The sequence below is a fragment of the Pseudomonas juntendi genome (assembly GCF_021560075.1).
In the GTDB taxonomy this organism is placed as follows: domain Bacteria; phylum Pseudomonadota; class Gammaproteobacteria; order Pseudomonadales; family Pseudomonadaceae; genus Aquipseudomonas; species Aquipseudomonas juntendi.
This window is the reverse complement of record NZ_CP091088.1, coordinates 5,393,433-5,418,426: the sequence shown is the minus strand read 5'-3', so window position 1 is coordinate 5,418,426 and position 24,994 is coordinate 5,393,433. Positions and strand designations below refer to the sequence as shown.

22 protein-coding genes and 1 pseudogene are annotated in these 24,994 nt (G+C 61.9%); 9 read left to right on the top strand and 14 right to left on the bottom strand.

Annotated features, from left to right (window positions below; genetic code table 11):
- Nucleotides 1–35 precede the first annotated feature (35 nt).
- Complete coding sequence (locus tag L1P09_RS25025) at nucleotides 36–245, bottom strand: hypothetical protein (protein WP_125854445.1); 210 nt, start codon at nucleotides 243–245, stop codon at nucleotides 36–38.
- Here L1P09_RS25025 and L1P09_RS25020 point away from each other — a divergent pair.
- Nucleotides 240–2,000: a cation:proton antiporter gene (locus L1P09_RS25020; protein ID WP_009683534.1), complete on the top strand. Its 1,761-nt coding sequence runs from the start codon at nucleotides 240–242 to the stop codon at nucleotides 1,998–2,000. The two genes, L1P09_RS25025 and L1P09_RS25020, sit on opposite strands and share 6 nt — an antisense overlap.
- 101 nt (nucleotides 2,001–2,101) lie before the next feature.
- On the opposite strand, the gene L1P09_RS25015 is transcribed toward L1P09_RS25020, so the two are convergent.
- The 5 genes from L1P09_RS25015 to zwf form a co-directional block, all read right to left on the bottom strand.
- The gene (locus L1P09_RS25015) at nucleotides 2,102–2,509 is read right to left on the bottom strand and encodes an SMI1/KNR4 family protein (RefSeq protein WP_009683533.1); all 408 of its coding nucleotides are present in this window, start codon (nucleotides 2,507–2,509) and stop codon (nucleotides 2,102–2,104) included.
- A 114-nt stretch (nucleotides 2,510–2,623) separates the two neighbouring features.
- Nucleotides 2,624–3,472 (bottom strand): Tim44 domain-containing protein, encoded by an 849-nt coding sequence (locus L1P09_RS25010; RefSeq protein WP_054904314.1) that lies wholly within the window; start codon nucleotides 3,470–3,472, stop codon nucleotides 2,624–2,626.
- Between the two features lie 176 nt (nucleotides 3,473–3,648).
- Nucleotides 3,649–5,835, bottom strand: coding sequence for a DNA helicase II (gene uvrD, locus L1P09_RS25005; RefSeq protein ID WP_235768271.1), 2,187 nt, complete (start codon nucleotides 5,833–5,835; stop codon nucleotides 3,649–3,651).
- 133 nt (nucleotides 5,836–5,968) lie between these two features.
- Nucleotides 5,969–6,277 carry a hypothetical protein gene (locus L1P09_RS25000; RefSeq protein ID WP_235768269.1) on the bottom strand — a complete coding sequence of 103 codons (309 nt, stop codon included), beginning with the start codon at nucleotides 6,275–6,277 and terminating at the stop codon, nucleotides 5,969–5,971.
- 88 nt (nucleotides 6,278–6,365) lie between these two features.
- Nucleotides 6,366–7,808 (bottom strand): glucose-6-phosphate dehydrogenase, encoded by a 1,443-nt coding sequence (zwf, locus tag L1P09_RS24995; RefSeq protein ID WP_197884907.1) that lies wholly within the window; start codon nucleotides 7,806–7,808, stop codon nucleotides 6,366–6,368.
- A gap of 103 nt (nucleotides 7,809–7,911) precedes the next feature.
- Between zwf and hexR the strand changes: the two genes are divergently transcribed.
- On the top strand, nucleotides 7,912–8,778 hold the full coding sequence (hexR, locus tag L1P09_RS24990; RefSeq protein ID WP_192441307.1) for a transcriptional regulator HexR: 867 nt from the start codon (nucleotides 7,912–7,914) through the stop codon (nucleotides 8,776–8,778).
- Nucleotides 8,779–8,930: 152 nt separating this feature from the next.
- Nucleotides 8,931–9,149: a PA3496 family putative envelope integrity protein gene (locus L1P09_RS24985; protein ID WP_082437917.1), complete on the top strand. Its 219-nt coding sequence runs from the start codon at nucleotides 8,931–8,933 to the stop codon at nucleotides 9,147–9,149.
- Here the strand turns inward: L1P09_RS24985 and L1P09_RS24980 are convergent.
- Nucleotides 9,091–10,038, bottom strand: a complete 948-nt coding sequence (locus L1P09_RS24980) for a LysR family transcriptional regulator (RefSeq protein WP_165944129.1) — start codon at nucleotides 10,036–10,038, stop codon at nucleotides 9,091–9,093. The genes L1P09_RS24985 and L1P09_RS24980 overlap by 59 nt on opposite strands.
- 204 nt (nucleotides 10,039–10,242) lie before the next feature.
- Here L1P09_RS24980 and L1P09_RS24975 point away from each other — a divergent pair, with 204 nt between their 5' ends.
- From L1P09_RS24975 to L1P09_RS24960, 4 genes and pseudogenes are all read left to right on the top strand, one after another.
- Complete coding sequence (locus tag L1P09_RS24975) at nucleotides 10,243–11,658, top strand: acetyl-CoA carboxylase biotin carboxylase subunit (RefSeq protein ID WP_009684483.1); 1,416 nt, start codon at nucleotides 10,243–10,245, stop codon at nucleotides 11,656–11,658.
- 98 nt (nucleotides 11,659–11,756) lie between these two features.
- On the top strand, nucleotides 11,757–13,565 hold the full coding sequence (oadA, locus tag L1P09_RS24970; protein WP_047149780.1) for a sodium-extruding oxaloacetate decarboxylase subunit alpha: 1,809 nt from the start codon (nucleotides 11,757–11,759) through the stop codon (nucleotides 13,563–13,565).
- 215 nt (nucleotides 13,566–13,780) lie between these two features.
- Nucleotides 13,781–15,106, top strand: a pseudogene (locus L1P09_RS24965) (type II toxin-antitoxin system HipA family toxin).
- Nucleotides 15,103–15,381, top strand: a complete 279-nt coding sequence (locus L1P09_RS24960; RefSeq protein ID WP_054904328.1) for a helix-turn-helix domain-containing protein — start codon at nucleotides 15,103–15,105, stop codon at nucleotides 15,379–15,381. The pseudogene L1P09_RS24965 and the gene L1P09_RS24960 overlap by 4 nt, the downstream one beginning before the upstream one ends.
- Nucleotides 15,382–15,429: 48 nt before the next feature.
- On the opposite strand, the gene L1P09_RS24955 is transcribed toward L1P09_RS24960, so the two are convergent.
- From L1P09_RS24955 to L1P09_RS24945, 3 genes are read right to left on the bottom strand one after another with little or no spacing between them, the layout of a single operon-like run.
- Nucleotides 15,430–16,101, bottom strand: coding sequence for a GNAT family N-acetyltransferase (locus L1P09_RS24955; RefSeq protein ID WP_192441305.1), 672 nt, complete (start codon nucleotides 16,099–16,101; stop codon nucleotides 15,430–15,432).
- 5 nt (nucleotides 16,102–16,106) lie between these two features.
- Nucleotides 16,107–16,553 carry a GNAT family N-acetyltransferase gene (locus L1P09_RS24950; protein WP_054904320.1) on the bottom strand — a complete coding sequence of 149 codons (447 nt, stop codon included), beginning with the start codon at nucleotides 16,551–16,553 and terminating at the stop codon, nucleotides 16,107–16,109.
- 12 nt (nucleotides 16,554–16,565) lie between these two features.
- Nucleotides 16,566–17,195: an FMN-binding negative transcriptional regulator gene (locus L1P09_RS24945; protein WP_054913819.1), complete on the bottom strand. Its 630-nt coding sequence runs from the start codon at nucleotides 17,193–17,195 to the stop codon at nucleotides 16,566–16,568.
- Between the two features lie 90 nt (nucleotides 17,196–17,285).
- Between L1P09_RS24945 and pdxR the strand changes: the two genes are divergently transcribed.
- Nucleotides 17,286–18,818, top strand: coding sequence for a MocR-like pyridoxine biosynthesis transcription factor PdxR (gene pdxR, locus L1P09_RS24940; protein WP_235768267.1), 1,533 nt, complete (start codon nucleotides 17,286–17,288; stop codon nucleotides 18,816–18,818).
- A gap of 122 nt (nucleotides 18,819–18,940) precedes the next feature.
- Here the strand turns inward: pdxR and L1P09_RS24935 are convergent, their stop codons facing one another.
- From L1P09_RS24935 to aspA, 4 genes are all read right to left on the bottom strand, one after another.
- A complete protein-coding gene (locus tag L1P09_RS24935; RefSeq protein WP_054904323.1) occupies nucleotides 18,941–20,044 on the bottom strand; it encodes a polyamine ABC transporter substrate-binding protein in 1,104 nt (367 codons plus the stop codon).
- Nucleotides 20,044–21,087, bottom strand: coding sequence for a histone deacetylase family protein (locus L1P09_RS24930; RefSeq protein ID WP_029886443.1), 1,044 nt, complete (start codon nucleotides 21,085–21,087; stop codon nucleotides 20,044–20,046). Before L1P09_RS24930 ends, L1P09_RS24935 begins: the two co-directional genes overlap by 1 nt.
- Before the next feature lie 163 nt (nucleotides 21,088–21,250).
- A complete protein-coding gene (locus L1P09_RS24925; RefSeq protein ID WP_047149778.1) occupies nucleotides 21,251–22,243 on the bottom strand; it encodes an AraC family transcriptional regulator in 993 nt (330 codons plus the stop codon).
- 234 nt (nucleotides 22,244–22,477) lie between these two features.
- Nucleotides 22,478–23,902: an aspartate ammonia-lyase gene (aspA, locus tag L1P09_RS24920; protein ID WP_029886441.1), complete on the bottom strand. Its 1,425-nt coding sequence runs from the start codon at nucleotides 23,900–23,902 to the stop codon at nucleotides 22,478–22,480.
- Nucleotides 23,903–24,084: 182 nt separating this feature from the next.
- Here aspA and L1P09_RS24915 point away from each other — a divergent pair, with 182 nt between their 5' ends.
- Nucleotides 24,085–24,990 carry a LysR substrate-binding domain-containing protein gene (locus L1P09_RS24915; RefSeq protein ID WP_161891645.1) on the top strand — a complete coding sequence of 302 codons (906 nt, stop codon included), beginning with the start codon at nucleotides 24,085–24,087 and terminating at the stop codon, nucleotides 24,988–24,990.
- Nucleotides 24,991–24,994: the final 4 nt, after the last annotated feature.

Here is a 24,994-nt window from a genome sequence, read left to right as displayed (position 1 = left end):
TTGCCGGGGGCGTAGCGGTCACGCTGATCATGCCATCAGCGGCGCTTTTCCAGCCGATCTGTTTCTGCATATTGCGCCGGCTTTTTGCAGCCGATCGCGATGTTAACCTGAGTACGCCCATGCACCATGGGCGTTCCTGCATTCAATACAGTATGTACTTGCTGCTCGCTCAGGTTTGCCCCGGCAGAGGAGCGGTTTGCCCAGGCATTCATAAAAGACGAGAAAAGGAGTATCACGCCATGCATGCCATCAGCTTCATCCAGGACCTGGCAGTCATCATGCTGGTCGCTGGCGTGGTCACCATCCTGTTTCACCGCCTCAAACAGCCGGTCGTGCTTGGTTATATTGTCGCCGGCTTCATCATCGGCCCGCACACCCCGCCATTCGGCCTTATCCACGACGAAGACACCATCAAGACCCTCGCCGAGCTGGGGGTGATCTTCCTGATGTTCTGCCTGGGGCTTGAGTTCAGCCTACGCAAGTTGTTCAAGGTGGGCGCCACGGCATTCATCGCGGCGTTCCTCGAAATTGTGCTGATGATCTGGATCGGCTTCGAGATCGGCCGCTGGTTTGGCTGGAACACCATGGACTCGCTGTTCCTGGGTGCCATCCTGGCCATTTCCTCGACCACCATCATCGTCAAGGCGCTCAACGACCTGAAGATGAAGAACGAGCGCTTTGCCCAGCTGATCTTTGGCGTGCTCATCGTCGAGGACATTCTTGGCATTGGCATCATTGCCCTGCTCTCAGGTATCGCCGTCAGCGGCACGGTCAGCTCGGGGGAGGTATTCTCCACTGTCGGCAAGCTGTCGTTGTTCATGATCGTTGCCTTGGTCATCGGTATCCTGCTGGTGCCGCGCCTGCTGGCCTACGTGGCCCGGTTCGAGAGCAACGAGATGTTGCTGATTACCGTGCTGGGGCTGTGCTTCGGCTTCTGCCTGCTGGTCGTCAAGCTCGAATACAGCATGGTCCTGGGCGCCTTCCTGATTGGCGCGATCATGGCCGAGTCACGCCAGTTGCTGAAGATCGAGCGCCTGATCGAACCCGTACGCGACCTGTTCAGCGCCATTTTCTTCGTCGCCATCGGCTTGATGATCGACCCGCAGGTGCTGGTCGAATACGCTTGGCCGATTGTGGTCATTACCCTGGCGGTGGTATTGGGCAAGATGGTGTCCTGCGGCATGGGCGCGTTCATTGCCGGTAACGATGGGCGTACCTCGCTGCGCGTGGGCATGGGGCTTTCGCAGATTGGCGAATTCTCCTTCATCATTGCCGCACTGGGCATGACCCTGCAGGTAACCAGCGACTTCCTGTACCCCGTGGCGGTCGCCGTATCGGCTATCACCACCCTGCTTACGCCCTACCTGATCCGCGCAGCCGACCCGCTTTCGCAAAAACTGGGCAATGTCGTGCCCGGGCGCCTGGCGCGGGTGCTGTCGTTGTATGGCGAGTGGTTGCGCAACATTCAACCGCAGGGCGAGGGTGCCATGCTCGCGGCAATGATCCGGCGCATCCTCCTGCAGGTTGGGGTGAACCTGGCGCTGGTGATCGCGATCTTCTTCAGCGGCGGCTATTTTGCCGGGCGCATCGGTAACTGGCTCAGCGAATGGGTCAGCGACATCAGCCAGCAGAAGGCGATGATCTGGGGCGCGGCGTTATTGCTGTCGCTGCCGTTCCTGATCGCGGCCTACCGCAAGCTCAAGGCGCTGTCGATGCTGCTGGCCGAGATGGGCGTGAAGCCGGAAATGGCCGGGCGGCATACCCAGCGGGTGCGGCGGGTGATTGCCGAAGTGATTCCGCTGTTGTCGTTACTGGTGATTTTCCTGCTGCTGTCGGCATTGTCAGCGAGCATCTTGCCGACCAACGAATTGCTGTTGGTGATTGCCGTGGTCGCTGCGGTGGTGGTGGCCTTGCTGTGGCGCTGGCTCATTCGCGTGCACACGCGCATGCAGATCGCCTTGCTGGAAACGCTGGAGAACAGCCGCGAGAACTCGCACTGAGTGCCACCCGGCCGCAGCGACAGCGGCGCCTACCGGTTCACCACACGCTTGGCCGTTGTGGGTACCTGTAGGCGCCGCTGCACCGGAATTGGTGGGGAAGATCAGCTTTCCAGCCACACATCCCGTGCCCAGTGCCATACCGATTCCCAGCTGTCCTCACCGACCAGCTCTTCCTCGGCATCCCACAGCACCACGGTGCCATCTTCCTCTACGCAGTAGTAGTTGGCGCCGTCCTGGCACAACGGGATCAGCTCACGCGGTACGCCCGCATCCCAGGCGTTGGCTGCCACCTCGGGCAGGTAGGTGTGCGACTGTGGATCGGTACAAGTTACAGGCTCCAGTGAGCCGTACACCACATCGCTCACAGTCAGCAAAAACTCTTTGAACACGTATGGAATGTTGATGAACAGCTGCTCTTCTATCTCTACCAGCTGGTCCTCATCGGGAAGCTCCAAAGGTACCGGCACCGGCTCGTTGGCTTCACGGAGTTGTTCGATCACTTCTTCCACGGTTCACTTCCTCTGACCTAGATGACAACTTTGCGCGTTATACCCTAGTAGGCCACTCTGACAAAAGCAAAAACCCCGGGGCAAGCCCGGGGTTCTTGGTACGGCGCGCAGCGGTTAGCTGTTTTGACGGATACCGGCTACCAGCCAAGGCTGGTTCTCACCTGGGGCACGCACCATGTGCCAGCTTTCGCTGAACAGTTCGCCCTGGTCGAAGCGCGAGTTTTTCGACACGCCGCGGAAGGTCAGGGTGGCGTCGGTGCGGTCTGGGCGGTCATCGACGCCGTCCAGTTGCACTTCGAGGTTATCGATGTAGGTGGACTGGAAGCCATCACCCAACTCGGCGCGCTCACGCTTGAGGAACTCAAGCATCTGCGGCGTGACGAACTCGGCGATCTTGTCCATCTCGTTGGCATCCCAGTGCTGCTGCAGCGACTGGAAGTGGTTGCGAGCGGCAGCCAGGAAGCTCTGTTCGTTGAACCAGGCAGGTGCGTTGATCACCGGGGCGGCGGCAGGCGCGGCCGAACCACCGAACACCGACGGCTGTGCAGGCTGGCCGTGGGCTTCACGCTGCATCGGCGCGTGGCCTGGCATGGCCATTTGCGGTTGTTGCTGGCGACGACGCGCGGCAATGAAGCGGAACACCAGGAAGGCGATGAGCGCCACGATCAGGAAGTCCATGATCTGGAAGCCCTCGAAACCGTCGCCCATGAACATGGACGCCAGCAGGCCGCCGGCGGCCAGGCCAGCGAGTGGGCCCAACCAGCGCGAAGCACCGCTGGCGGCCGGGGCGGCACGACCAGGTGCGGTCGGCGCGGCGGCTGGCGCGGTTGGTGTGGCCTGGCGGGTCTGGTGAATAGGCGCGGAGCCCGAGCTCTTGCCGCCGCCGAAACGCTTGGCGTTGGCGTCCAGGCTCAGCGTCAGGCCGACGCAAAGCGCCAGTGCGATGCTAAGAAAACGTTGCATAATTGGGATATCCCCTGTTGTGGATTGCACGCGCGTCATGGTGCACAGGTTCCCGGGCACATGACCAGCGACATAATGTTTCCAGCTTTTGCCTGAATGTTACAACGCCGGCACCACCGCCCTTGAGCGCGCCCCCAAAAAGGCAGCCACTGCAAGGAACGGTACTGGCACAGGCGTCAGATCGCCTCGAGTTTGGCATACCCCAGCATCAGCCATTTGCTGCCTTCGGCAAAATTCACCTGCACCCGTGCCTGGGCGCCGGAGCCCTCGAAGTTGAGGATCACACCTTCGCCAAACACCGCGTGCTGCACCCGCTGGCCGAGGTTGAAGGCGGTTTGCGGGATGTTGGCATTGTCGAACAGGTGGCTGTTGGTGGCTGTCTTGGGGGCGCCGAACGGGCGGCTGACGCTGTTGGAAAGGCGTACTTCCTGAACCAGCCCCGGTGGAATTTCGCGAACGAAGCGCGACACCTTGTTGTAGGTTTCGCTGCCATACAGGCGGCGTGTTTCGGCATATGTCATGACCAGTTGGCGCATCGCACGGGTGATGCCGACATAGGCCAGGCGACGTTCCTCTTCCAGGCGGCCAGGTTCCTCAAGGCTCATCTTGTGCGGGAACAGCCCTTCTTCCATGCCGACCAGGAATACGTAGGGGAACTCCAGGCCCTTGGCGCTGTGCAAGGTCATCAGCTGGATGCTGTCCTCATGTTCGTCCGCCTGGCTGTCGCCGGCTTCCAGCGAAGCATGGCCGAGGAAAGCCGAGAGCGGAGAGAGGTCGGCATCTTCTTCGGTGGATTCGAAGTTGCGCGCTGCGCTGACCAGTTCCTCAAGGTTTTCTACCCGTGCCTGGCCCTTTTCACCCTTTTCTTCCTGGTGATAGGTAATCAGCCCGGACTGCTCGATGGTGGTCTGGGTCATGGTATGCAGCGGCATGTCCGCAACCTTGGCAGCCAGCCCTTCGATCAGTTCGATGAAGGCCCCCAATGCGCTGGCGGCGCGGCCTTTCAACGCCTTGGCGGTGATCAGCTGGCACATGGCCCCCCACATGGAAAGCTGGCTGTGGCGGGCGTGCTCGCGGATGGCTTCCACGGTTTTTTCGCCAATGCCGCGTGGGGGTACGTTGATTACCCGCTCCAGTGCGGCATCGTTGCCACGCCCTTCGATCAAGCGCAGGTAGGCCATGGCGTTCTTGATTTCGGCGCGCTCGAAGAAGCGTTGGCCGCCATAGATGCGGTACGGCACGCGTTCGCGCAGCAAGGCTTCTTCCAGCACCCGTGACTGGGCGTTGGAGCGGTACAGGATGGCGATGTCGTTGCGCGCGTTACCCTGCTTGATCAGGCCTTCGATGGTTTCCACCACGTAGCGTGCTTCGTCGTGCTCGTTGTAGGCCGCGTACAGGGTCAGGGGTTCGCCTTCACCCAGGTCGGTCCACAGCTCTTTGCCCAAGCGCCCGCTGTTGTTGGCAATCAGCGCGTTGGCAGCCTTGAGGATGCCGCCGGTGGAGCGGTAGTTCTGCTCCAGGCGGATCATTTCGGCGTCGGGGAAGTCGGCGGTGTACTGGTGGATGTTCTCGATCTTGGCGCCGCGCCAGCCGTAGATCGACTGGTCGTCATCGCCCACCGCCATCAGGCTGGCGCCACCGCGCGCCAACAGGCGCAGCCAGGCGTACTGCACGGCGTTGGTGTCCTGGAACTCGTCGACCAGCACGTGCTGGAAGCGCCGCTGGTAATGCTCCAGTAGGCCGGGGTGGTCACGCCACAGGTCCAGTGCGCGCAACAGCAGCTCGGAAAAGTCGATCACCCCGGCGCGTTCGCAGGCCTGCTCGTAGGCGGTATACACCTCGCGCATGGTGGCCAGGAACAGATCGCCACCGGCCTGGATATGTTGCGGGCGCAGCCCCTCGTCCTTCTGGCCGTTGATGAACCACTGGGCCTGGCGGGCCGGCCACTTCTGTTCATCCAGGCCCAGCTCGCGCATCACCCGCTTGATGAGGCGCTGTTGGTCGTCGCTGTCGAGGATCTGGAAGTTCTGCACCAGCCGCGCTTCCTGCCAGTGTGCCCGCAGCAGGCGATGGGCCAGGCCGTGGAAGGTGCCGACCCACATGCCAGCTGGGTTGATGCCCAGCAATTGCTCGATCCGCTGGCGCATTTCCGCGGCGGCCTTGTTGGTGAACGTCACCGACAGGATCGAGTGCGGCGAGGCCTGCTCTACCTGGATCAGCCAGGCGATACGGTGCACCAGCACGCGGGTTTTACCGGAACCGGCGCCGGCAAGCACCAGTTGACGCCCAAGCGCGGCCGCTACGGCCTGGCGTTGGGCATCGTTGAGGGAGTTCAGCAGGAGGGAGAGGTCGTCTGTGTGCATCCGGCCATTCTAGGGCGCGGCAGGGAAGGGGTAAATGGTACTGTATAAATACTCACCTGCCCAAGCGCCGAACGGTGCATGCGCAAGGCCGCCGCGCCGGGCGTGCAAGCCGACGTGGCGGTTGTCAGCGAAATCAAGCAGTGATCAGGATTTCGTCGATCTCGGCAAGCAGCGTGCCTTCGTGGAAAATTTTCACGCTGGCGATGGCTTCAGTGCCGGTTGGCATCTCGAAATGCACCTCCTTGTCACACAGCACCTGGATGAAGCTGCCGCCTTCCGATTTCAATTCCAGGTCCAGGGCCAGGGTACCCGGTTGCCCGTCGCGCTTGACCAGCACGGGGTCGACGCCAGGGTTGGCGACGGTGACGGTACCTGCAACCCGCACCCGCGCCCCTGGGGGCATCCTGTCATGTTGGGCTTTCCAGTTCTTGCTGTTGATCATGTCTGCAGCTCCATTAGTACGAAGGGCGAAATGCGCCTTCCGACCAGAGCGTGCAACAAGCCCCAGCCCAGCCACAGCATGAAACTTTTCAGCTATGCCAGACCCTGCCATGGCGTGCCAGCAGGCTGGTAGCCTGCTCTGGCCCGTTGCTGCCAGCCGCATACGGGCGTGGGGCCTGGAAGTGTTCTTCACAGCCCTTGATCACGGGGTCGATCCAGGCCCAGGCGGCTTCTACTTCATCACGGCGCATGAACAGCGTGGAGTCGCCCTCCAGCACATCCAGTAACAGGCGCTCGTAAGCCTCCCAGCGGCGGGTCTGGCTGAAAACCTGGGCCAGGTTCAGGTCGAGGTCGACCGGCTCAAGGCGCATGCCCTTGCCTGGGCTTTTGGTCATCATGCGCAGGCTGATGCGTTCCTCTGGTTGCAACTGGATCAGCAGCTGGTTCACCTGGCCACCGTTGAACAGCTCATGGGGCACCGGTTTGAACTGAATGACGATTTGCGACGAGCGCCGTGCCATGCGCTTGCCCGTGCGCAGGTAAAACGGCACGCCAGCCCAGCGCCAGTTGTCGATGTGTGCCTCGATGGCGATGAACGTTTCGGTGTCGCTGTCATTGTCGACGTCTTTTTCGAAGTAATAGGCCGGCACTTCCTGGCCGCCGATGCGGCCCGGGCCGTATTGGCCACGGACCGTCTTGTCCTGCACGTCCTGGCCAGTGATCGGCTTGAGCGCGCGCAGTATTTTCACTTTTTCATCGCGTACCGCTTCGGCCTCGAACTGCGCGGGCGGCTCCATCGCCACCAGGCACAGCAACTGCAGTAAGTGATTTTGCAGCATGTCGCGGATCGCGCCAGCCTTGTCGTAATAGCCGCCCCGGTTCTCTACACCCAGGGTTTCGCACACGCTGATCTGCACGTGATCGACCTGGTTGTTGCGCCACACCGGCTCCAGCAGGGCGTTGGCAAAGCGCAGCGCCATCAGGTTTTGCACGGTTTCCTTGCCCAGGTAGTGGTCGATACGGAATACCTGGGTTTCTTCGAACACCGCGCCAATCGCTTCGTTGATGGCGGTGGCCGACTCCAGCGAGTGGCCGATCGGCTTCTCCAGCACGATGCGTGCTTCGCCGTCGGCCAGGCCGGCGGTGTGCAGGTGGTTGGCAATGGGGACGAACAGCTTGGGTGCGGTGGCCAGGTAGAAGATGCGCGTGAGCCCGCCGGGTTCACCCAGGTAGCGCGCCAGGCGGCCGAAGTCGGCGCTCTGTGACGCGTCCATGGGGAAGTAGTCGAGGCGTGCGGAAAAACGCTGCCACACTTCTTCGTCAAAGTCGGTACGGGCAACCTGTGCCCGGCAGTGGCGCTCGGCGAGCTTCAGGTAGTCATTGCGTGGCAGGTTGCGGCGGGCCAGTGCGATGACGCGTACTGCAGGGTTGAGGCGGGCCTCGCGGAACAGGTGGTAGAGCGCCGGAAGCAGTTTGTGCAGGGCCAGATCGCCGGTGCCGCCGAATACCAGAATGTCGCAAGGAATAGTCAAACCACCACTCTCCACGTTCGTTTAACTGGGCGGGTTGGCGTCCATGTAGTATAACTACAAGAAAGCTACAACCCGGCCAGCCGATCATAACCGAGTCCAGCCCGTGAATCTGTTGCAACATATCGCCCAATCGCGCCACCTGCTGCGCAAATCGGAACTGAAAGTGGCCGACCACGTGCTGCTCGACCCGGCTGCCGTCATGCACAGCTCCATGGCCGACCTGGCGCACAGCGTAGGTATCAGCGAACCCACCATCGTGCGTTTCTGCAGGGCCATCGGTTGCACGGGCTTTCAGGACCTCAAGCTGAAGCTGGCGCAGAGCCTGGCCGCCGGGGCCAGCTTCGGCCAGTTCGCCATCCACGAAGACGACTCGGTCGCCGACTACAGCCTGAAAATCTTCGACACCACCCTGCACACCCTGATGGAGGTGCGCGAGCACCTCGACCCGCAGGCGCTGCAGCAGGCGGTGAGCGCCATGGCGCAGGCCCAGCGTGTGGAGTTCTACGGCTTTGGTGCCTCGGGGGCTGTAGCGGCAGATGCCCAGCACAAGTTCTTTCGCCTGCTGCTGAGCGCGGCGGCGTATTCCGACCCGCACATGCAGGCCATGTCGGCGGTGACCTTGAAGCCGGGCGATGTGGCCGTGTGTATCTCCCAGTCCGGCCGCTCCAAGGACCTGTTGATCACCGCCAACCTGGTACGCGAGAGCGGGGCCAACCTGATTACCCTGTGCCCCAGCCAGACACCGCTGGCCGAGTTGTCGACGGTCAACCTGGCGATCGACGTGCATGAAGACACCGAAATCTATACCCCGTTGACCTCGCGCATTGCCCACCTGGTGGTGATCGACGTACTGGCCATGGGTGTGGCCATGGCGCGTGGGCCGAGCCTGGTCAACCACCTGAAAAGCGTGAAACGCAGTTTGCGCAGCCTGCGTTTGTCGCCCAAGTCGATCAAGGCTACAGACGACTGAATTCAGTCTGTGCCGGCCCCTTTCGCGGGCTTGCCCGCGAAAGGGGCCGGCACCGGCAAAGCAGATTTCACTGTTTTGTCACCATTTCACCGCTAAACCGTAAACCTGCCAGGCCAGTCTGAAGCTCCCGCATCCTATCTGGGAGACAGGCAATGGCTCGTGACTTCGACGGTACGTATCAACCCAGCGCCAAGGCTCGCAAGCAGCAGGAAAAGGATCAGCGCCGCATGGAATACCGGCGGGCGATCGAAAGCTATTGCGACCAGCGTCAATTGCTCCGCGAGCTGGCGGACTACCCAGACCTGCAGGCGCTCACGGTGTGGCACGCGTCTGCGTCAGCCTCCCCGAAAAACGTTCAACAAGCCCGCTGATCAGCGCACGTTCGCCGCGGATGAACGCCAGAAACGCCAAGGCCACCGGCGACTGGCGCTTGGCCTTGGCTTGCACCACGCACCAGCTGCGGTACAGGGGCAGCTCTTCCACCGGCAGTTCGGTCAGCACGCCGGTGGCCAGTTCCAGGTTCACCGCGTGGCGGGTCAGCAACGCCACCCCGAGACCTGCGATCACGCATTCGCGTTGGGCATCGGCCGACGCCACTTCCAGGGTCTGGGTGAAATGCACACGCTTGTCCTTGAAGTACTCCTCGCACGCCTTGCGCGTCCCTGAGCCTTGCTCGCGGACCAGCAGGGTATGCGGTTCCAGATCCTGCAGGCGCAGCTGCTCCAGCTTGCACAGCGGATGCTGTGGCGGCGCCACGGCCACGATCGGGTTGTTGAGGAAAGGCAGAAACTCCAGGCCCATGTCCTGGGGCACCATGGACATGATGATCAGGTCATCGCGGTTGTCGGAAAGCCGCCGAATGGCCTGGGCACGGTTGACCACCGTCAAGGTCAGGTTGACCTCCGGGTGACGTTGCTTGAAGGCCGCGAACAAGTGCGGAACGAAGTACTTGGCACTGGACTCGACCGCCAGCTTCAACTGACCTTGCAATGAGCCCTGCATGTCCGACAGCTGCATGTCCAGGCTCTCCAGCCGGCCGAAGATATCTCGGCTGGCACGCTGCAGGGCCTCGGCTGCTTCGGTCAGGTAGAGTTTCTTGCCAACGTACTCGAACAGTGGCTGGCCTATCAGCTCTTCGAGCTGCCGGATCTGTAGACTAACGGCGGGTTGTGTGAGCGCCATTTCTTCCGCAGCGCGGCTGTACGAACGCAAATCACACACTTCGTTGAAGATCTGCAATTGTCGTAAAGTCATACGCATCAAGGACTTACGCATAGTTGTCGGCTCATCGGCAATACCTTGTTACCCAACTATAAGCTTTTGCTAATACAGCCCCTAACAAATATTGATTTTTGTTTATCAACCCATGGCGCTAGGGTGAATACGCGACTGGCCAGCAACGTCTGGTCACGCGCCGACCGGTAGAACCGGCTCGACTGTTCCTACGGCTTTGGGAAGACTCCAGTGATAAAAAAAATCCTGATCGCCAACCGAGGTGAAATCGCAGTTCGGATCGTGCGTGCATGCGCCGAGATGGGCATTCGCTCGGTTGCGATCTATTCCGACGCCGACCGCCACGCCCTGCACGTCAAGCGTGCTGACGAGGCGCACAGCATTGGTGCCGAGCCGCTGGCCGGGTACCTGAACCCGCGCAAACTGGTGAACCTGGCGGTGGAAACCGGTTGCGATGCCCTTCACCCAGGCTATGGCTTCCTGTCGGAAAATGCCGAGCTGGCAGAGATTTGCGCCGAACGCGGGATCAAGTTCATTGGCCCGGCCGCCGACGTGATTCGCCGCATGGGCGACAAGACCGAAGCACGCCGTACCATGATCGCCGCCGGTGTGCCGGTAACCCCGGGCACCGAAGGTAACGTTGCCGATATCCACGAAGCCCTGAGCGAAGGTGACCGCATCGGTTACCCGGTCATGCTCAAGGCCACTTCGGGTGGCGGTGGCCGTGGTATCCGCCGTTGCAACAGCCGTGAAGAACTGGAGCAGAACTTCCCGCGGGTCATTTCCGAAGCAACCAAGGCATTTGGCTCGGCCGAAGTCTTCCTGGAAAAGTGCATCGTCAACCCCAAGCACATCGAGGCGCAGATTCTCGGTGACAGCTTCGGCAATGTAGTGCACCTGTTCGAGCGCGACTGCTCGATCCAGCGCCGCAACCAGAAGCTCATCGAAATCGCCCCAAGCCCACAGCTCACCCCTGAGCAGCGCGCCTATATCGGCGACCTGGCGGTGCGCGCTGCCAAGGCAGTGGACTACGAAAACGCCGGCACCGTGGAGTTCCTGCTCGCCGATGGCGAGGTGTACTTCATGGAAATGAACACCCGGGTGCAGGTGGAGCACACCATCACCGAGGAAATCACCGGCATCGACATCGTCCGTGAACAGATCCGTATTGCTTCAGGCTTGCCGTTGTCGGTGAAGCAGGAAGACATCCACCACCGCGGCTACGCGTTGCAGTTCCGTATCAACGCCGAAGACCCGAAGAACAACTTCCTGCCCAGCTTCGGCAAGATCACCCGGTACTACGCCCCTGGCGGCCCGGGCGTGCGCACCGACACGGCGATTTATACCGGCTACACCATTCCACCGTTCTACGACTCCATGTGCCTGAAACTGGTGGTCTGGGCGCTGACCTGGGAAGAAGCCATGGACCGCGGCCTGCGGGCCCTGGATGACATGCGTGTACAAGGGGTGAAGACCACCGCTGCGTACTACCAGGAAATTTTGCGTAACCCGGAATTCCGTAGCGGCCAGTTCAACACCAGCTTCGTCGAAAGCCACCCTGAACTGACCAACTACTCGATCAAGCGCAAACCCGAAGAGCTGGCCCTGGCCATCGCCGCTGCCATCGCCGCCCACGCAGGCCTATGAATGCAGCAGCAAGCTGTAAGCGGCAAGCTGCAAGTAGAAGCAGATCAGCTTTTTCTAGCAGCTTGTAGCTTCAAGCTTGCCGCTACGAGGAGATAACAATGTCCAAGAAAATTCACGTAACCGACACGATCCTGCGCGACGCCCACCAGTCCTTGCTGGCCACCCGCATGCGTACCGAAGACATGCTGCCGATCTGCGAAAAGCTCGACAAGGTCGGCTACTGGTCGCTGGAAGTGTGGGGCGGTGCCACGTTCGACGCCTGCGTGCGCTTCCTCAAGGAAGACCCGTGGGAGCGCCTGCGCAAGCTGCGCGCCGCGCTGCCCAACACCCGCCTGCAAATGCTCCTGCGCGGCCAGAACCTGCTGGGCTACCGCCACTACAGCGACGACGTAGTCAGGGCCTTCGTGGCCAAGGCGGCAGTCAACGGCATCGATGTATTCCGTATTTTCGACGCCATGAACGATGTGCGTAACCTGCGCGTGGCCATCGAGGCGGTCAAGGCCGCTGGCAAGCACGCCCAGGGCACCATTGCCTACACCGTCAGCCCGGTGCACACCATCGAAGCCTTCGTGAACCAGGCCAAGCAGATGGAGGCCATGGGTTGCGACTCGATCGCGATCAAGGACATGGCCGGCTTGCTGACGCCGTTCGCCACCGGTGAACTGGTCAAGGCCCTGAAGGCCGAGCAGTCGCTGCCGGTGTTCATCCACTCCCACGACACGGCTGGCCTGGCTGCCATGTGCCAGCTCAAGGCAGTGGAAAACGGCGCCGATCACATCGACACCGCCATTTCCAGCTTCGCCTGGGGCACCAGCCACCCAGGTACCGAATCGATGGTCGCTGCGCTCAAGGGCAGTGAGTTCGACACCGGCCTGGACTTGGAGCTGTTGCAGGAAATCGGCCTGTACTTCTACGCGGTGCGCAAGAAATACCACCAGTTCGAAAGCGAATTCACCGCGGTGGATACTCGCGTGCAGGTCAACCAGGTTCCCGGCGGGATGATTTCCAACCTGGCCAACCAGCTCAAGGAGCAGGGCGCCCTCAACCGCATGAACGAGGTGCTGGCCGAGATTCCGCGGGTCCGCGAAGACCTTGGCTTCCCGCCGCTGGTCACCCCGACCTCGCAGATTGTCGGTACCCAGGCGTTCTTCAACGTGCTGGCCGGCGAGCGTTACAAGACCATCACCAACGAGGTGAAGCTTTACCTGCAGGGCGGCTACGGCAAGGCCCCGGGCGTAGTCAACGAGCAGTTGCGCCGCCAGGCCATCGGCAGCGAAGAGGTGATCGACGTGCGCCCGGCCGATCTGCTCAAGCCGGAGATGACCAAGCTGCGTGGCGATATCGGTGCCTTGGCCCGGTGCGAAGAAGACGTGCTGACCTTCGCCATGTTCCCGGATATCGGGCGCAAATTCCTCGAAGAGCGCGAAGCCGGCACCCTGACCCCGGAAGCCCTGCTGCCGATTCCGGAAGCCGGTGTGGCTGCCGCCCCAGGCGGTGAAGGCGTACCGACCGAGTTCGTCATCGATGTGCACGGTGAAACCTACCGCGTCGACATCACCGGTGTGGGTGTGAAGGCCGAAGGCAAACGCCACTTCTACCTGTCGATCGATGGCATGCCGGAAGAGGTGGTGTTCGAGCCGCTCAACGAGTTTGTCGGCGGCGGCAGCAGCAAGCGCAAGCAGGCCAGCGCCCCAGGCCACGTCAGCACCACCATGCCCGGCAACATCGTCGATGTGCTGGTCAAGGAAGGTGACATGGTCAAGGCAGGCCAGGCGGTGCTGATCACCGAAGCCATGAAGATGGAGACCGAAGTGCAGGCGGCCATCGCCGGCAAGGTCGTGGCCATCCACGTGGCCAAGGGCGATCGCGTTACACCGGGCGAGATCCTGATCGAGATCGAGGGCTGATACAGGCCCTCATCTACAAGCGGTTTACCTCTGGGGAGCGGATGCTCCCCTTTTTTTTGAGCTTGAATATGCATCTTAATGCAGGAATAGCGTGAATCTTGGTCCATATCTGCATTAAATTGCAGAATTTACACTGAAACATCAGGGAATCTGCACTATGATGCAGATTCATCAACCGAGTCGGTTGTCCGCATGCGGTAAATTGCAGGTGAACAATGTACAGACTCACGCTTCAACTCCATGATCAGGCGCAGTGGCATGATGCTGTTGCCATCGCCTTTGTCGAGCCTGAAAAGGGCCTCTCCAGCCCCTGCGAGTTCGGCTATACCTCCGAGTACGTCAAAACCCATCTGGAGGCATACGACAGCCTGTTCTGCCAGGCGGCAAGCGCGAGGCTGCCGGTGGATTTTGGTTCTCATCGTCTGCAGCATGCTCCCGCGTTCCTTTACGACATCGCACCCGCTGGTGCCGCCAACCGCTTCCTGCTCCGGCATATCGGCTGTGAGAAACCAGAAGGCATGGGGGATGACCTGTTTCTCCTGGGGCGGTCCACTCCGGCGCCAATCGGCAACCTGCGCATCAAGGAGTCGGCTGAGCTACTGGATTATGCCGACCCCATCGGGTTTGCCCATCAGGATGTGATCACCCGCGATCAAAGGTTTCTCGAATACGCCTATGAGCGAGGTGCGGCCATCGGTGGCGCGATAGGCGCCGGTGGGGAGGCGCCAAAGCTGTTGATGACCGAGGCAGAAAACGGCCTGTTGTATCCGGACGCGGTGCTGGCGGATGAACGTGCCCGGCGTCACTGGTTCATCAAGTTCGCCAGGAACCAGGCACTGGCTGATGATCAGCAGATACTGCGGGCCGAGTAGCTCTACTACAAGGCGTTGCAGCAGCTTGGCATCGAAACGGTGGCCACTGAATACATGGCGCTGGAAGAAGGCTCCAAGCCCAGCCTGTGGCTGGAACGCTTCGACCGGCAGGTTTGCGCGCAGGGTGTGCAACGCTTTGCCGTGGAGTCGATGTACTCCCTGTGTGGCGTGACCGAGCCTGGCAGCCGATTGGGGCACCTGGAGGCGATCGAGGCGCTTGCCGCGGTGTGGAAACTGGCCGGGCAGGGGAGGCAGCTGCCTGACCTGGTTGCCGATTATCTGCGGCGCGACCTGATCAACAAGATCCTGGGTAATGCCGATAACCACGGGCATAACACTGCGATCATCCGTACCCGTGACACCGTGCGCCTCGCACCGATCTACGACCTTGCACCGATGGTGATGGATCAGGAAGGGATAACGCGAACGACGAAGTGGCCAGCCTCGATAGAGCGGGCTGGCGATATCGACTGGCAGGCTGCCTGTGCTGCACTGGCCGAATTTGTCGACCCGGGCGAAGCTTTTGAGCGTCTGCGGCTGGATGCCCGGCACCTGTTGGCATTGCCGGATATCTTGTCCGCCCTGGGGCTGCCTGATGCGGTGATGAATCACCCGGCAATTGCGCTGGGCAGGCTTGAGCGCCGGATGGTTGAATGGGGGTTGGCATGACGGTTTCCATCGATGCCCGTGGGCTGCTGATCGACGGAGTACGCGAAGGTATCTCCAACGGCAGTCTTGAGCTGGGTGCTGCCGTGCGGCGGCTGCGTGTGGGGGTGGCGAAGATGCAGCAGACTCAGTTTGCACGCATGTGCAAGATTTCCGTGCGTACGCTGATCCAGATCGAGCAGGGCGGTGGTAACCCCACGCTGAACTCGTTGAACGCCGTGTTCAAGCCATTTGGCTTGCAGATGGGGGTTGTCAGGCGCGCGAGTCTGATCAGGTAAGCCACTGCACCGATCATAGGCCCGTGAGCCCGTGACCGGTGGTGCAGGTCAGTTCCTGCGGCAGGCTTCAAGCGTTCGTGCCTGCCCTTGCGGGCGCTGGTTCTCGGTACTCAACCACCGCTCGAAGCCAGCCGCCACCTGCGGCCACTCATCATCGGTAATCGAGTACCACGCCGTATCACGGTTGTGGTCCTTCACCACCAGGTGCTTGCGGAACACCCCTTCGAAGACGAATCCGAACCGCTGCGCTGCACGCTTGGAGCGGGCATTGGCGTTATTGCACTTCCATTCCAGGCGGCGGTTCCCGAGATCGAAGCTCAGCTTGGCCAGCAGGTAGACGGCCTCGGTACTCCTGGGTGTGCGCTGCATGGGCGCGCCGAAGGCGATGTGGCCGATCTCGATGCGGCCATGGTCAGGCACGATCGACATCAGGCTGAGGATGCCCTGAGCCTTGCCGCTGGCGCGGTCGATCACGGTGAAATACAGCGGGTCGTGGCCGGCGGCGTTACCTTGCAGCCAGCGGTCGAAGGCAGCGCGTTCGGTAAACGGGCCGTAGGGCAGGTAGTCCCACAGTACCGGGTCGGCGCCCGGGCCTTGCAGGGCAGCCCAAAGGTCGTCGCCGTGGCGCACCGGGTCGAGTTTTTCCAGGCGGATGAAGCGCCCGTCGATGGGCTCGGCCTTGGGTGATGCGGCGGGTTTCCAGTGCAGTGCGTCAGTCATGTGGCCTACAACCCTTTGCGGAATTGGATGAAGCCCGGGCGCTCGGCAACCTGCTCGTACAGGCTGATGGCGGTGGCGTTGGTTTCGTGGGTCAGCCAGTGCACCTTGTTGCAGTTGTCGGCCTTGGCTGCAGCATAGACATGTTCGATCAGCTGGCGGCCGATGCCCAGGCCCCGCTGTGCGCTGTGCACGTAAAGGTCCTGCAGGTAGCAGGCATTTTCGATGCTCCAGTTGGAGCGGTGGTAGATGAAGTTGACCATGCCCACGGCCGTGCCATCTACCCAGGCCAGGGCCGAATGGGTTGGCTCGTTGGGGTCGAGCAGGCGCTGCCAGGTACTGAGGCTGACGTCATCGGCCAGTTCGGTTTCGTAGAAGTGCAGGTAGGCCTGCCACAAGGCATGCCAGGCGGCGTGATCTTGAGCGGTGACAGGGCACAGGGTAACGCTGGGCATTGGGCTACTCCTTCACAGAAGGCGCATGTGCGCGGCAAGTTGGTTGTCCAGGTGATCGGGGCTGGCGCTCAGGCTTTCGCGCACGCCGGCAATGTCCTGCTCAGCGCGGTTCTGGCTCAGCTTGCGCGCGCCTTGCAACCGCTGGATCGGCAGGCGAATGCCAACAATGGCGCGGAGCATGCCGTCGATGTAGTCGGCGGGCGCATCGCTCACCTGCCATGGCTCACTGCGGCCGTGCTCATGGCGGTCGGTGAGCCGGCTGACAATCGCCAGCAATGGCTCGGCGTCGTGGATCACGTCGGCTACCCCATAGGCGTGCACGGCCAGGTAATTCCAGGTTGGCACCACCTTGGGGTTATCAGCCTTGCTTGGGTAGTAACCGGGGCTGACATAGGCATCGGCCCCGGGAAACACCAGCAGCGCTTCGGCCCCCTGCGCCAAGTCCTGCCACTGCCGGTTGGCCCTGGCCAAGTGGGCGTATACGGTGCCGAACTCGCCTTCTGCGGGGTCGAGCAGCACCGGCAAGTGGGTTGCCAGCAGGCCCTGCTCGCCATGGCTGACCAGCACGGCCAGACGCGTGTCGAGCATGTGCCGCTGCAGCCGGGCGAGGTCGTGTTCCTGGTGAGGCTTACTGTTGTACATGGCCTGAGTCCTTGTCGAATGGTCCCATCCTAGGCAGGCTAATGGTTCTGGGTAAGAGCCATTACTGCCTGTTTTCATAGGTCCAATGCCATGCACGAAAAGCCCCTCATCCTGCCTTTCGACCCGGCCGGGATTTCGCTGGATCGCCGCCGCGGGTTGAGCCAGCAGCTTTACCAGGCGCTACGCGAGCGGGTGCTGGACGGGCGGCTGTGCAGCGGCACACGGCTGCCTGCCACCCGCGACCTGGCAGCCGTGCTGGGGCTGTCGCGCAACAGCGTGGTGCGCGCGTATGACCAGTTGTACGCGGAGGGCTATATCGAAAGCCGAGTCGGTGACGGCACCTACGTAACCCGGCTGCCGAAACTATCCACACAACTGTCCACAGGGTTATACCGGGGGTTATCAACAGGTTTATCCACATTTGGCCACGAAAATACTGAGGATTTATCCAGCCCGCGCAGCTGGAGCGAGCCTTTGCAGCGCTTGAAAAATCACCATCTGCCGCCCCCCAAACAGGGCGCGCCGCGGGCTTTTCGTTTGGGTATACCTGCCTTCGATCTGTTCCCGTTCGACGTTTGGGCCAAGCTGCAAGCGGGTTTCTGGCGTAACGCTGCGCCTGCACAGCTGGGTTATGGCGACCCGGCGGGTGAACCGGCACTGCGCGAGTTGATCGCTGCCTACTTGCGCCGCTCGCGGGGGCTGACCTGTACCGCTGAGCAAATAGTGATCACCAGTGGCGCGCAGCAGGCCATAAGCCTTTGTGCACAGTTGCTGTTGCAGCCTGGCGACCGGGTGGCTGTGGAAAACCCCGGCTACCGGGCGGCGGCGCACGCCTTTTCAGTGGCGGGTGCTGAGGTCGCCGGCGTGCCGGTGGATGAAGAGGGTATGGATTGCGCACGGTTAGGCCAGTTGCCGGGTTGCCGGTTGGCCTATGTCACGCCCGCCCATCAGTACCCGACCGGGGTAACCATGAGCCTGGCCCGGCGCCTGGCGTTGCTGGGCTGGGCAGAACGCAACGATGGCTGGATCATCGAGGACGACTACGATGGCGAGTACCGTTACAGTGGCGCGCCCCTGGCCCCGCTGGCTGCACTCGACCGGGCCGGCCGTGTGTTGTACGTGGGCACCTTCGGCAAGATCGCCTTCCCGGCGCTGCGCTTGGGTTACCTGGTATTGCCGGCGCAGTTGGCACAGGCCTTCAGCCAGGGTAAGGCGTTGGCAGTACGGCATTCGGAGGTCAGCAGCCAGTGTGTGATGGCCGAGTTCATGGCCCGTGGGCATTTCCAGCGGCATATTCGCCGCATGCGCAAAGCGGCGTTGAGCCGGCGCAATGTGCTCAAGGCCGGCTGGCCTGTGGATATTGCCGGGCTGGGCAGCATGCCCGAAGTGGCTGCTGGGCTGCACGTGAAGGTGTCTGTGGATAACTTTGCGCGTGAGCAGGCGCTGGTGGCCAAGGCAGAGGCGGTCGGCGTTGAAGTGGCAGCATTGAGCAATTTCTGGCTGGCCGACAGCGAAGTGCCTGTGGATAAGCGTGCAGGTCTGGTGCTGGGGTTTGCCGCGGTCCCGGAGGGTGAGATTGCCGCGGCATTGATGAAATTGCGCAAGGCGTGGCGCAAGGGTTGAGGCTGCCTGCCTCTTCGCGGGTAAACCCGCCCCCACAGGTATGGCCGGGTGGTCTCAGGTGCGGCGCATATCCTGTAGGAGCGGGTTCATCCGCGAAGGGCTGCAAGGCAGCCCCAACTGCGTCAGGTCCCCGACTTGATCCGCGTCCAGGCCCGGGTTCGCGCCCGCTCCGCATCGCGCTGCAACGGCTTGAGCGTGTAAAGCTTGGCCATCGCCTCCGCCGTCGGGTACAGGTTGGGGTTGTTGCGAATCGCAGGGCTCACCTTGTCGGTGGCATCCTTGTTGGGGTTCGGGTAGCCGACAAAATCGCTGATCGGCGCAATCACCTCGGGCCGCAGCAGGTAGTTGATGAATGCATGGGCGTCTGCCGGGTTGGCGGCATTCTTCGGAATCGCCAGCATGTCGAACCAGATCGGCGCGCCTTCCTTCGGCAGGCGCATGTCGACCGTCACACCATTTTTCGCTTCGCGGGCGCGGTTGGCAGCCTGCGAGAAGCTGCCGCTGTAACCCACCGCCACGCAGATATCCCCATTGGCCATGTCAGCCATGTACTTCGAGGAGTGGAAGTAGGTGATGTACGGGCGAATCTTCAGCATCAGCGCTTCGGCCTTCTTGTAGTCGGCCGGCTTATCGCTGTTCGGTGGCAGGCCGAGGTACTGCAGGGCCAGCGGCAGGATCTCCGACGGCGAGTCGAGCAGCGCTACCCCGCACTGCTTGAGCTTGGCGATGTTCTCTTCCTTGAAGATCAGGTCCCAGCTGTCCACCGGCGCGTTATCGCCGAGCGCGGCCTTGACCTTGGCCGGGTTGAAGCCGATCAGCACGGTGCCATACATGTAGGGCACGGCAAACTTGTTGCCTGGGTCGTTGGCCTCGATCAGCTTCATCAGCGCAGGGTCCAGGTGTTGCCAGTTCGGCAGCTTGCTGCGATCCAGCGGCTGGAACACCCCGGCCTCGATCTGCTTGGCGAGGAATACGTTGGACGGCACCACCACGTCATAGCCGGAGTTGCCGGTGAGCAACTTGGCCTCCAGCGCTTCGTTGGTGTCGAAGATGTCGTAGATCAGTTTGACGCCGCTGTCCTTCTGGAAATCGGTCAAGGTCTGCGGTGTGATGTAGTCGAACCAGTTATACACACGCAGGGTGCGCTGCTCGGCGTGCGCCTGCAGGGCACCGGTGAACAGGGTGGCAGCGATGAACGGGGCGAGCAGACGCCTGAGTCGGACCATTACCGGGCTCCTGGCTGGGCGCGCTGGAAACCTTCCAGCACATTGACTGCGTTGATACCAATTTCTTCCACAGCGTAGCCGCCTTCCATCACGAACAGGGTCGGCTTGCCAAGCTGGCCGATACGCTTGCCCATTTCCAGGTAGTCGGGGCTGTCCAGCTTGAATTGCGAGATCGGGTCATCCTTGAAGGTGTCCACACCCAGGGAGACCACCAGTACGTCGGCGTCATAGCTGGCGATGCGCTGGCAAGCCTCTTCCAGGGCAGCGCTCCAGGCAGACCAGTCGCTGCCGGCGGGCAGCGGATAGTTGATATTGCAGCCCTCGCCGGCGCCTTCGCCGGTTTCGTCGGCATAGCCGAGAAAGAACGGGAATTCGTCTTGCGGGTCGCCGTGGATCGAAGCGAAGAACACATCGTTGCGGCGGTAGAAGATGTCCTGGGTGCCATTGCCGTGGTGGTAGTCGACATCGAGGATGGCAACCTTGCGCCGACCCTGGTCGAGGAATGCCTGGGCGGCGATGGCGGCGTTGTTCAGGTAGCAGTAGCCACCCATCACTTCGCCGGCGGCGTGGTGCCCTGGTGGGCGGCACAGGGCAAAGGCGCTGTGCGCGCCTTGCTGGATCGCTGCCTGGGCGGTGAGGGCAACCTGGGCGGCACTGTAGGCCGCCTGCCAGGTGCCGGCGGTGATCGGCGCACCGGCATCGAAGCTGTAATAGCCCAACTCGCCGTGCAGGCCGGTGGGTTTTACCTGGCGCAAGGTGCGTGCAGGCCAGGTGAACGGCAGCAGGTCGCCTTCCTGGCCCAGCGCCGCCCAGCGCGCCCAGGCGCCTTCGAAAAAGTCCAGGTAGTCGGCGCTGTGGATGCGCAGCAAGGGCGCGCGGCCGAAGTCGGTAGGGCCCTGGATGTCACCGAGGTTGCGTTTTTTGACCTGGTCGAGCACATGGTCAGCGCGCGAGGGCATTTCGAAACACGGCATCAGCTTGCCGTCGATCAGCTCGCAGCGGCCATGGTGCAGGCGGTGATCATCGGAATAGATCGTCAGCATTGTTGTTCTCCGGTAGGGACTGGCGTGGGGCCATTTTCAGCGGTGGGCCAGTGGCGGAGAACGACGCAACTGGCCAAAAGGGGATCGATGTGGCCAAGCTCTATGGCCGGGTTTTCCTGTGCTGGCTGCTTCGCGGGCGAGCCCGCGAAGCAGCCAGCACAGGTCAACCGCGGAAATGGCTGGGCGCTACACCACTCCAACGCTGAAAGGCATGCCGGAAACTGGCCGTTTCGCTGAACCCCAGGGTTTCGGCAATGCGGTAGATTGGCATCTGCTCATCGGCCAGCAACTGCTTGGCCCGCTCGAACCGCAGTTCGTCCAGCAACTGCTGGTAACTGCTACCCAGCGCCTGCAAATGCCGGCGCAACGTGCGCGACGAGCAGTTCATCTGCCGTGCCAGCCCGTCCAGCCCTGGCGCGGCGTCCAGTTGTTGCGTAAGCAACTGGCGAATCCGCCCCAGCCAGGCCTGGCGACCCGTGAATTCCAGGTTCAGGCGCCGGCAGCGTTCACTCATGGCTTTGTGGGTGATCGGGTCAGCCAACGGCAGCGGCGTATCCAGCCAGCGCCGCTCGAAGGCAAAGGCATTGTCTTGCGCCGCAAACACCACTGGGCACTGGAACGCACCGGCATAGCGTGCATGGTAGTCAGGCCGAGGGTGCTCGAAGCGTGCCTCCAGCAGCGGCAATGGGCGGCCAAGCAGGTCGTCACAGATGACTTTCAGCGAAACCAGGCAGAACTCGGCATTGAAAGCGCTCAATGCCGGGTTGTCGTGGTACTCGCTGGCGCTGAACCAGACGCGTTGGCCATCGTCGCGCAAGCGCAGCGAGAAGACTGTTCCCAGCAGTGCCGGATACTGAAGCGCCAGGCGCAGGGCGTCACCCAAAGTGGCACTGGAGAGCAGGGCGTAACCGAGCATGCCATAGCACGACACATGCATGCGCTGGCCCAGCTCCAGGCCGATGTCTTCCCGCCGGGCCACGGCGTTGGCACACACTTGCAGTTCCTGCTGTGTGGTGATGCGCGCGTCGGCGTGCCCCAGGTCTGCCGGGCCAATGCCGCTACCGGCGAGCAGCGCCGAAGCCTCAGCACCGTCTGCCTGGAAGACGTTGAGTATCAGCGAAACCGCGTTGAGGGTGGTCAGGTGGCTGTGCAGCATGCTGGGTAATCCCGTGGGCCTGGAACACATTATGGAGCAAGTTGTGTGCCGATATTCAAAGGCGGCTGTGCAGCCCCTTTGCGGCGCCAGGCCGCTCCCACGTCTACCGGTGTAGGCAGGGCACGCGCCTGCGCAAGCCAGCAGGCAAAAAAAAGCCCGGTGCATAAGCCCGGGCTTGGAAAGGTTGAGAGGTGTCTAGTCCCTTAACCTGGTGAGACAGTGTGCAGCAGCCGGTTACGCCTTCAGCGGAACCAGGCGTGGCGCGATCATGTTTTCCGGACGCAGGATGTCGTTGAGCATCGCTTCGTCCAGCAGCTTCTCTTCACGCACCAGTTCCAGCACGCCGCGGCCGGTTTCCAGGGCAACGCGGGCGATACGGGTGGCGTTTTCGTAGCCGATGTATGGGTTCAGGGCGGTGACCAGGCCGATCGAGTGTTCGACCAGCTCACGGCAGCGCTGCTCGTTGGCGGTGATGCCGACGATGCAGTGCTCGCGCAGCATGTCCATGGCGCGTTGCAGCAGGCGGATCGAGTCGAAGATCTTGTAGGCGATCAGCGGCTCCATGACGTTCAGCTGCAGCTGGCCACCTTCGGCAGCAACGGTCAGGGCCAGGTCGTTGCCCATGATGGCGAAGGCGACTTGGTTGACGGCTTCCGGGATAACCGGGTTGACCTTGCCTGGCATGATCGAACTGCCTGGCTGACGCGCTGGCAGGTTGATTTCGTTGATGCCGGTGCGTGGGCCGCTGGACAGCAGGCGCAGGTCGTTGCAGATTTTCGACAGCTTGACCGCGGTGCGCTTGAGCATGCCGGAGAACAGCACGAAGGCACCCATGTCGGAGGTGGCTTCGATCAGGTCGGCAGCCGGTACCAGCGGCTGGCCGCTGATGATTGCCAGGCGTTGTACGGCCAGGGCCTGGTAGCCAGGGTCGGCGTTGATGCCGGTGCCGATGGCGGTACCGCCCAGGTTGATTTCGGTCAGCAGCTCCGGCGCCAGCGAGCGCAGGCGCTGCAGGTCTTCGGTCATGGTGGTGGCGAAGGCACGGAATTCCTGGCCCAGGGTCATCGGCACGGCGTCCTGCAGCTGGGTGCGGCCCATCTTCAGTACGTGGTCGAATTCCTTGCCTTTGGCGGCGAATGCCTGGATCAGGCTTTCGAGGCTGGCCAGCAGGGCATCGTGACCCAGCAGCAGGCCCAGGCGAATGGCCGTCGGGTAGGCGTCGTTGGTCGACTGCGCCATGTTCACATCGTTGTTCGGGTGCAGGTACTGGTACTCACCCTTCTGGTGGCCCATAGCCTCCAGCGCGATGTTGGCGATGACTTCGTTCGCGTTCATGTTGGTGGACGTACCGGCGCCACCCTGGATCATGTCGACCACGAACTGCTCGTGGTAGTCGCCCTTGATCAGGCGGCCGCAGGCGGCGCTGATGGCAGCATGCTTGGCATCGCTCAGGTGCCCCAGCTCACGGTTGGCGTCGGCAGCAGCCTGCTTGACCATCGCCAGGCCCACTACCAGTTTCGGGTAGTGCGACAGCGGAACACCGGAGAGGTGGAAGTTGTTGGCAGCGCGCAGGGTCTGGATGCCGTAGTAAGCATCGGCAGGTACTTCCAGGGTGCCCAACAGATCTTTTTCGACGCGGAACGATGCAGCAGCGGACATGATGTATATCATCTCGATGTTGACCCGGCACATGCCGGAATGGCGCCAATCCTAGGCCTTAAGGGGATTTTGCGGCCAATGCTGTTGCACGCTAACCTATGCACAAACGGCATAGTGATTCATGTGACGCCAATCGAAATTCGAGCGTGTTCCATTTTGGTGCACGACGGGAGATGTGCTTCGTGAACCTTGAAAGCAAATGGCTGGAAGATTTCAGTGCGCTGGCCGCCACCCGCAGTTTTTCCCAGGCGGCAGAGCGGCGCTTCGTCACCCAACCGGCCTTCAGCCGGCGTATCCGCAGCCTTGAGGCAGCGTTGGGCCTGCAACTGGTCAACCGTTCCCGCACGCCGATAGAGCTGACCGAGGCCGGGCAGCTGTTTCTGGTTACGGCGCGCACGGTTGTCGACCAGTTGGGCGAAATTCTCCGCCATTTGCATCACCTTGAGGGTGGCCAGGGGGAGGTCATTCAGGTGGCTGCAGCGCACTCGTTGGCGTCGGGCTTTTTCCCGCGTTGGGTGGCACAGCTGCGTAATGACGGCCTGAATATCGCCACCCGCCTGGTTGCGACTAACGTAGGGGATGCCGTGCATGCACTGCGCGAGGGCGGCTGCGACCTGATGCTGGCGTTCTACGACCCGGACGCCGCCTTGCAGATGGATGCCGAGATTTTCCCGTCGCTGCACATGGGCAATACCGAAATGGTGCCGGTATGCGCGGTGGGCGCCGACGGCAGACCCATGTTCGACCTGGAAGGTGAAAGTAGCGTGCCACTGCTGGCTTATACTGCCGGGGCCTTCCTCGGGCGGTCGGTCAACCTGCTGCTGCGCCAGCGCAATGTGCGTTATACCACCGTTTATGAAACCGCCATGGCGGACAGCCTCAAAAGCATGGCGCTGGAAGGCATGGGCATCGCCTGGGTGCCCCGGCTTTCGATGCGGGGCGAGCTGGAACGCGGTGAGTTGGCGATCTGCGGAGGCAGCCAGTGGCATGTACCACTGGAAATCCGCCTGTACCGCTGCGCCTTGGTGCGTAAGGCCAACGTGCGGTTACTCTGGCGCAAGCTGGAAAATACGCCTGCGCCAGAGTGAGCCT

Bases quoted from the DNA above. Each gene is read 5' to 3' on its own strand.
- L1P09_RS25020 (WP_009683534.1), top strand. From the start codon at position 240: ATGCATGCCATCAGCTTCATCCAGGACCTGGCAGTCATCATGCTGGTC.
- L1P09_RS25025 (WP_125854445.1), bottom strand. From the start codon at position 245: ATGCATGGCGTGATACTCCTTTTCTCGTCTTTTATGAATGCCTGGGCA.
- L1P09_RS25010 (WP_054904314.1), bottom strand. From the start codon at position 3,472: ATGCAACGTTTTCTTAGCATCGCACTGGCGCTTTGCGTCGGCCTGACG.
- uvrD (WP_235768271.1), bottom strand. From the start codon at position 5,835: ATGCACACAGACGACCTCTCCCTCCTGCTGAACTCCCTCAACGATGCC.
- L1P09_RS25000 (WP_235768269.1), bottom strand. From the start codon at position 6,277: ATGATCAACAGCAAGAACTGGAAAGCCCAACATGACAGGATGCCCCCA.
- L1P09_RS24985 (WP_082437917.1), top strand. From the start codon at position 8,931: ATGGCTCGTGACTTCGACGGTACGTATCAACCCAGCGCCAAGGCTCGC.
- L1P09_RS24980 (WP_165944129.1), bottom strand. From the start codon at position 10,038: ATGCGTATGACTTTACGACAATTGCAGATCTTCAACGAAGTGTGTGAT.
- oadA (WP_047149780.1), top strand. From the start codon at position 11,757: ATGTCCAAGAAAATTCACGTAACCGACACGATCCTGCGCGACGCCCAC.
- L1P09_RS24960 (WP_054904328.1), top strand. From the start codon at position 15,103: ATGACGGTTTCCATCGATGCCCGTGGGCTGCTGATCGACGGAGTACGC.
- L1P09_RS24955 (WP_192441305.1), bottom strand. From the start codon at position 16,101: ATGACTGACGCACTGCACTGGAAACCCGCCGCATCACCCAAGGCCGAG.
- L1P09_RS24950 (WP_054904320.1), bottom strand. From the start codon at position 16,553: ATGCCCAGCGTTACCCTGTGCCCTGTCACCGCTCAAGATCACGCCGCC.
- L1P09_RS24945 (WP_054913819.1), bottom strand. From the start codon at position 17,195: ATGTACAACAGTAAGCCTCACCAGGAACACGACCTCGCCCGGCTGCAG.
- pdxR (WP_235768267.1), top strand. From the start codon at position 17,286: ATGCACGAAAAGCCCCTCATCCTGCCTTTCGACCCGGCCGGGATTTCG.
- L1P09_RS24935 (WP_054904323.1), bottom strand. From the start codon at position 20,044: ATGGTCCGACTCAGGCGTCTGCTCGCCCCGTTCATCGCTGCCACCCTG.
- L1P09_RS24930 (WP_029886443.1), bottom strand. From the start codon at position 21,087: ATGCTGACGATCTATTCCGATGATCACCGCCTGCACCATGGCCGCTGC.
- L1P09_RS24925 (WP_047149778.1), bottom strand. From the start codon at position 22,243: ATGCTGCACAGCCACCTGACCACCCTCAACGCGGTTTCGCTGATACTC.
- aspA (WP_029886441.1), bottom strand. From the start codon at position 23,902: ATGTCCGCTGCTGCATCGTTCCGCGTCGAAAAAGATCTGTTGGGCACC.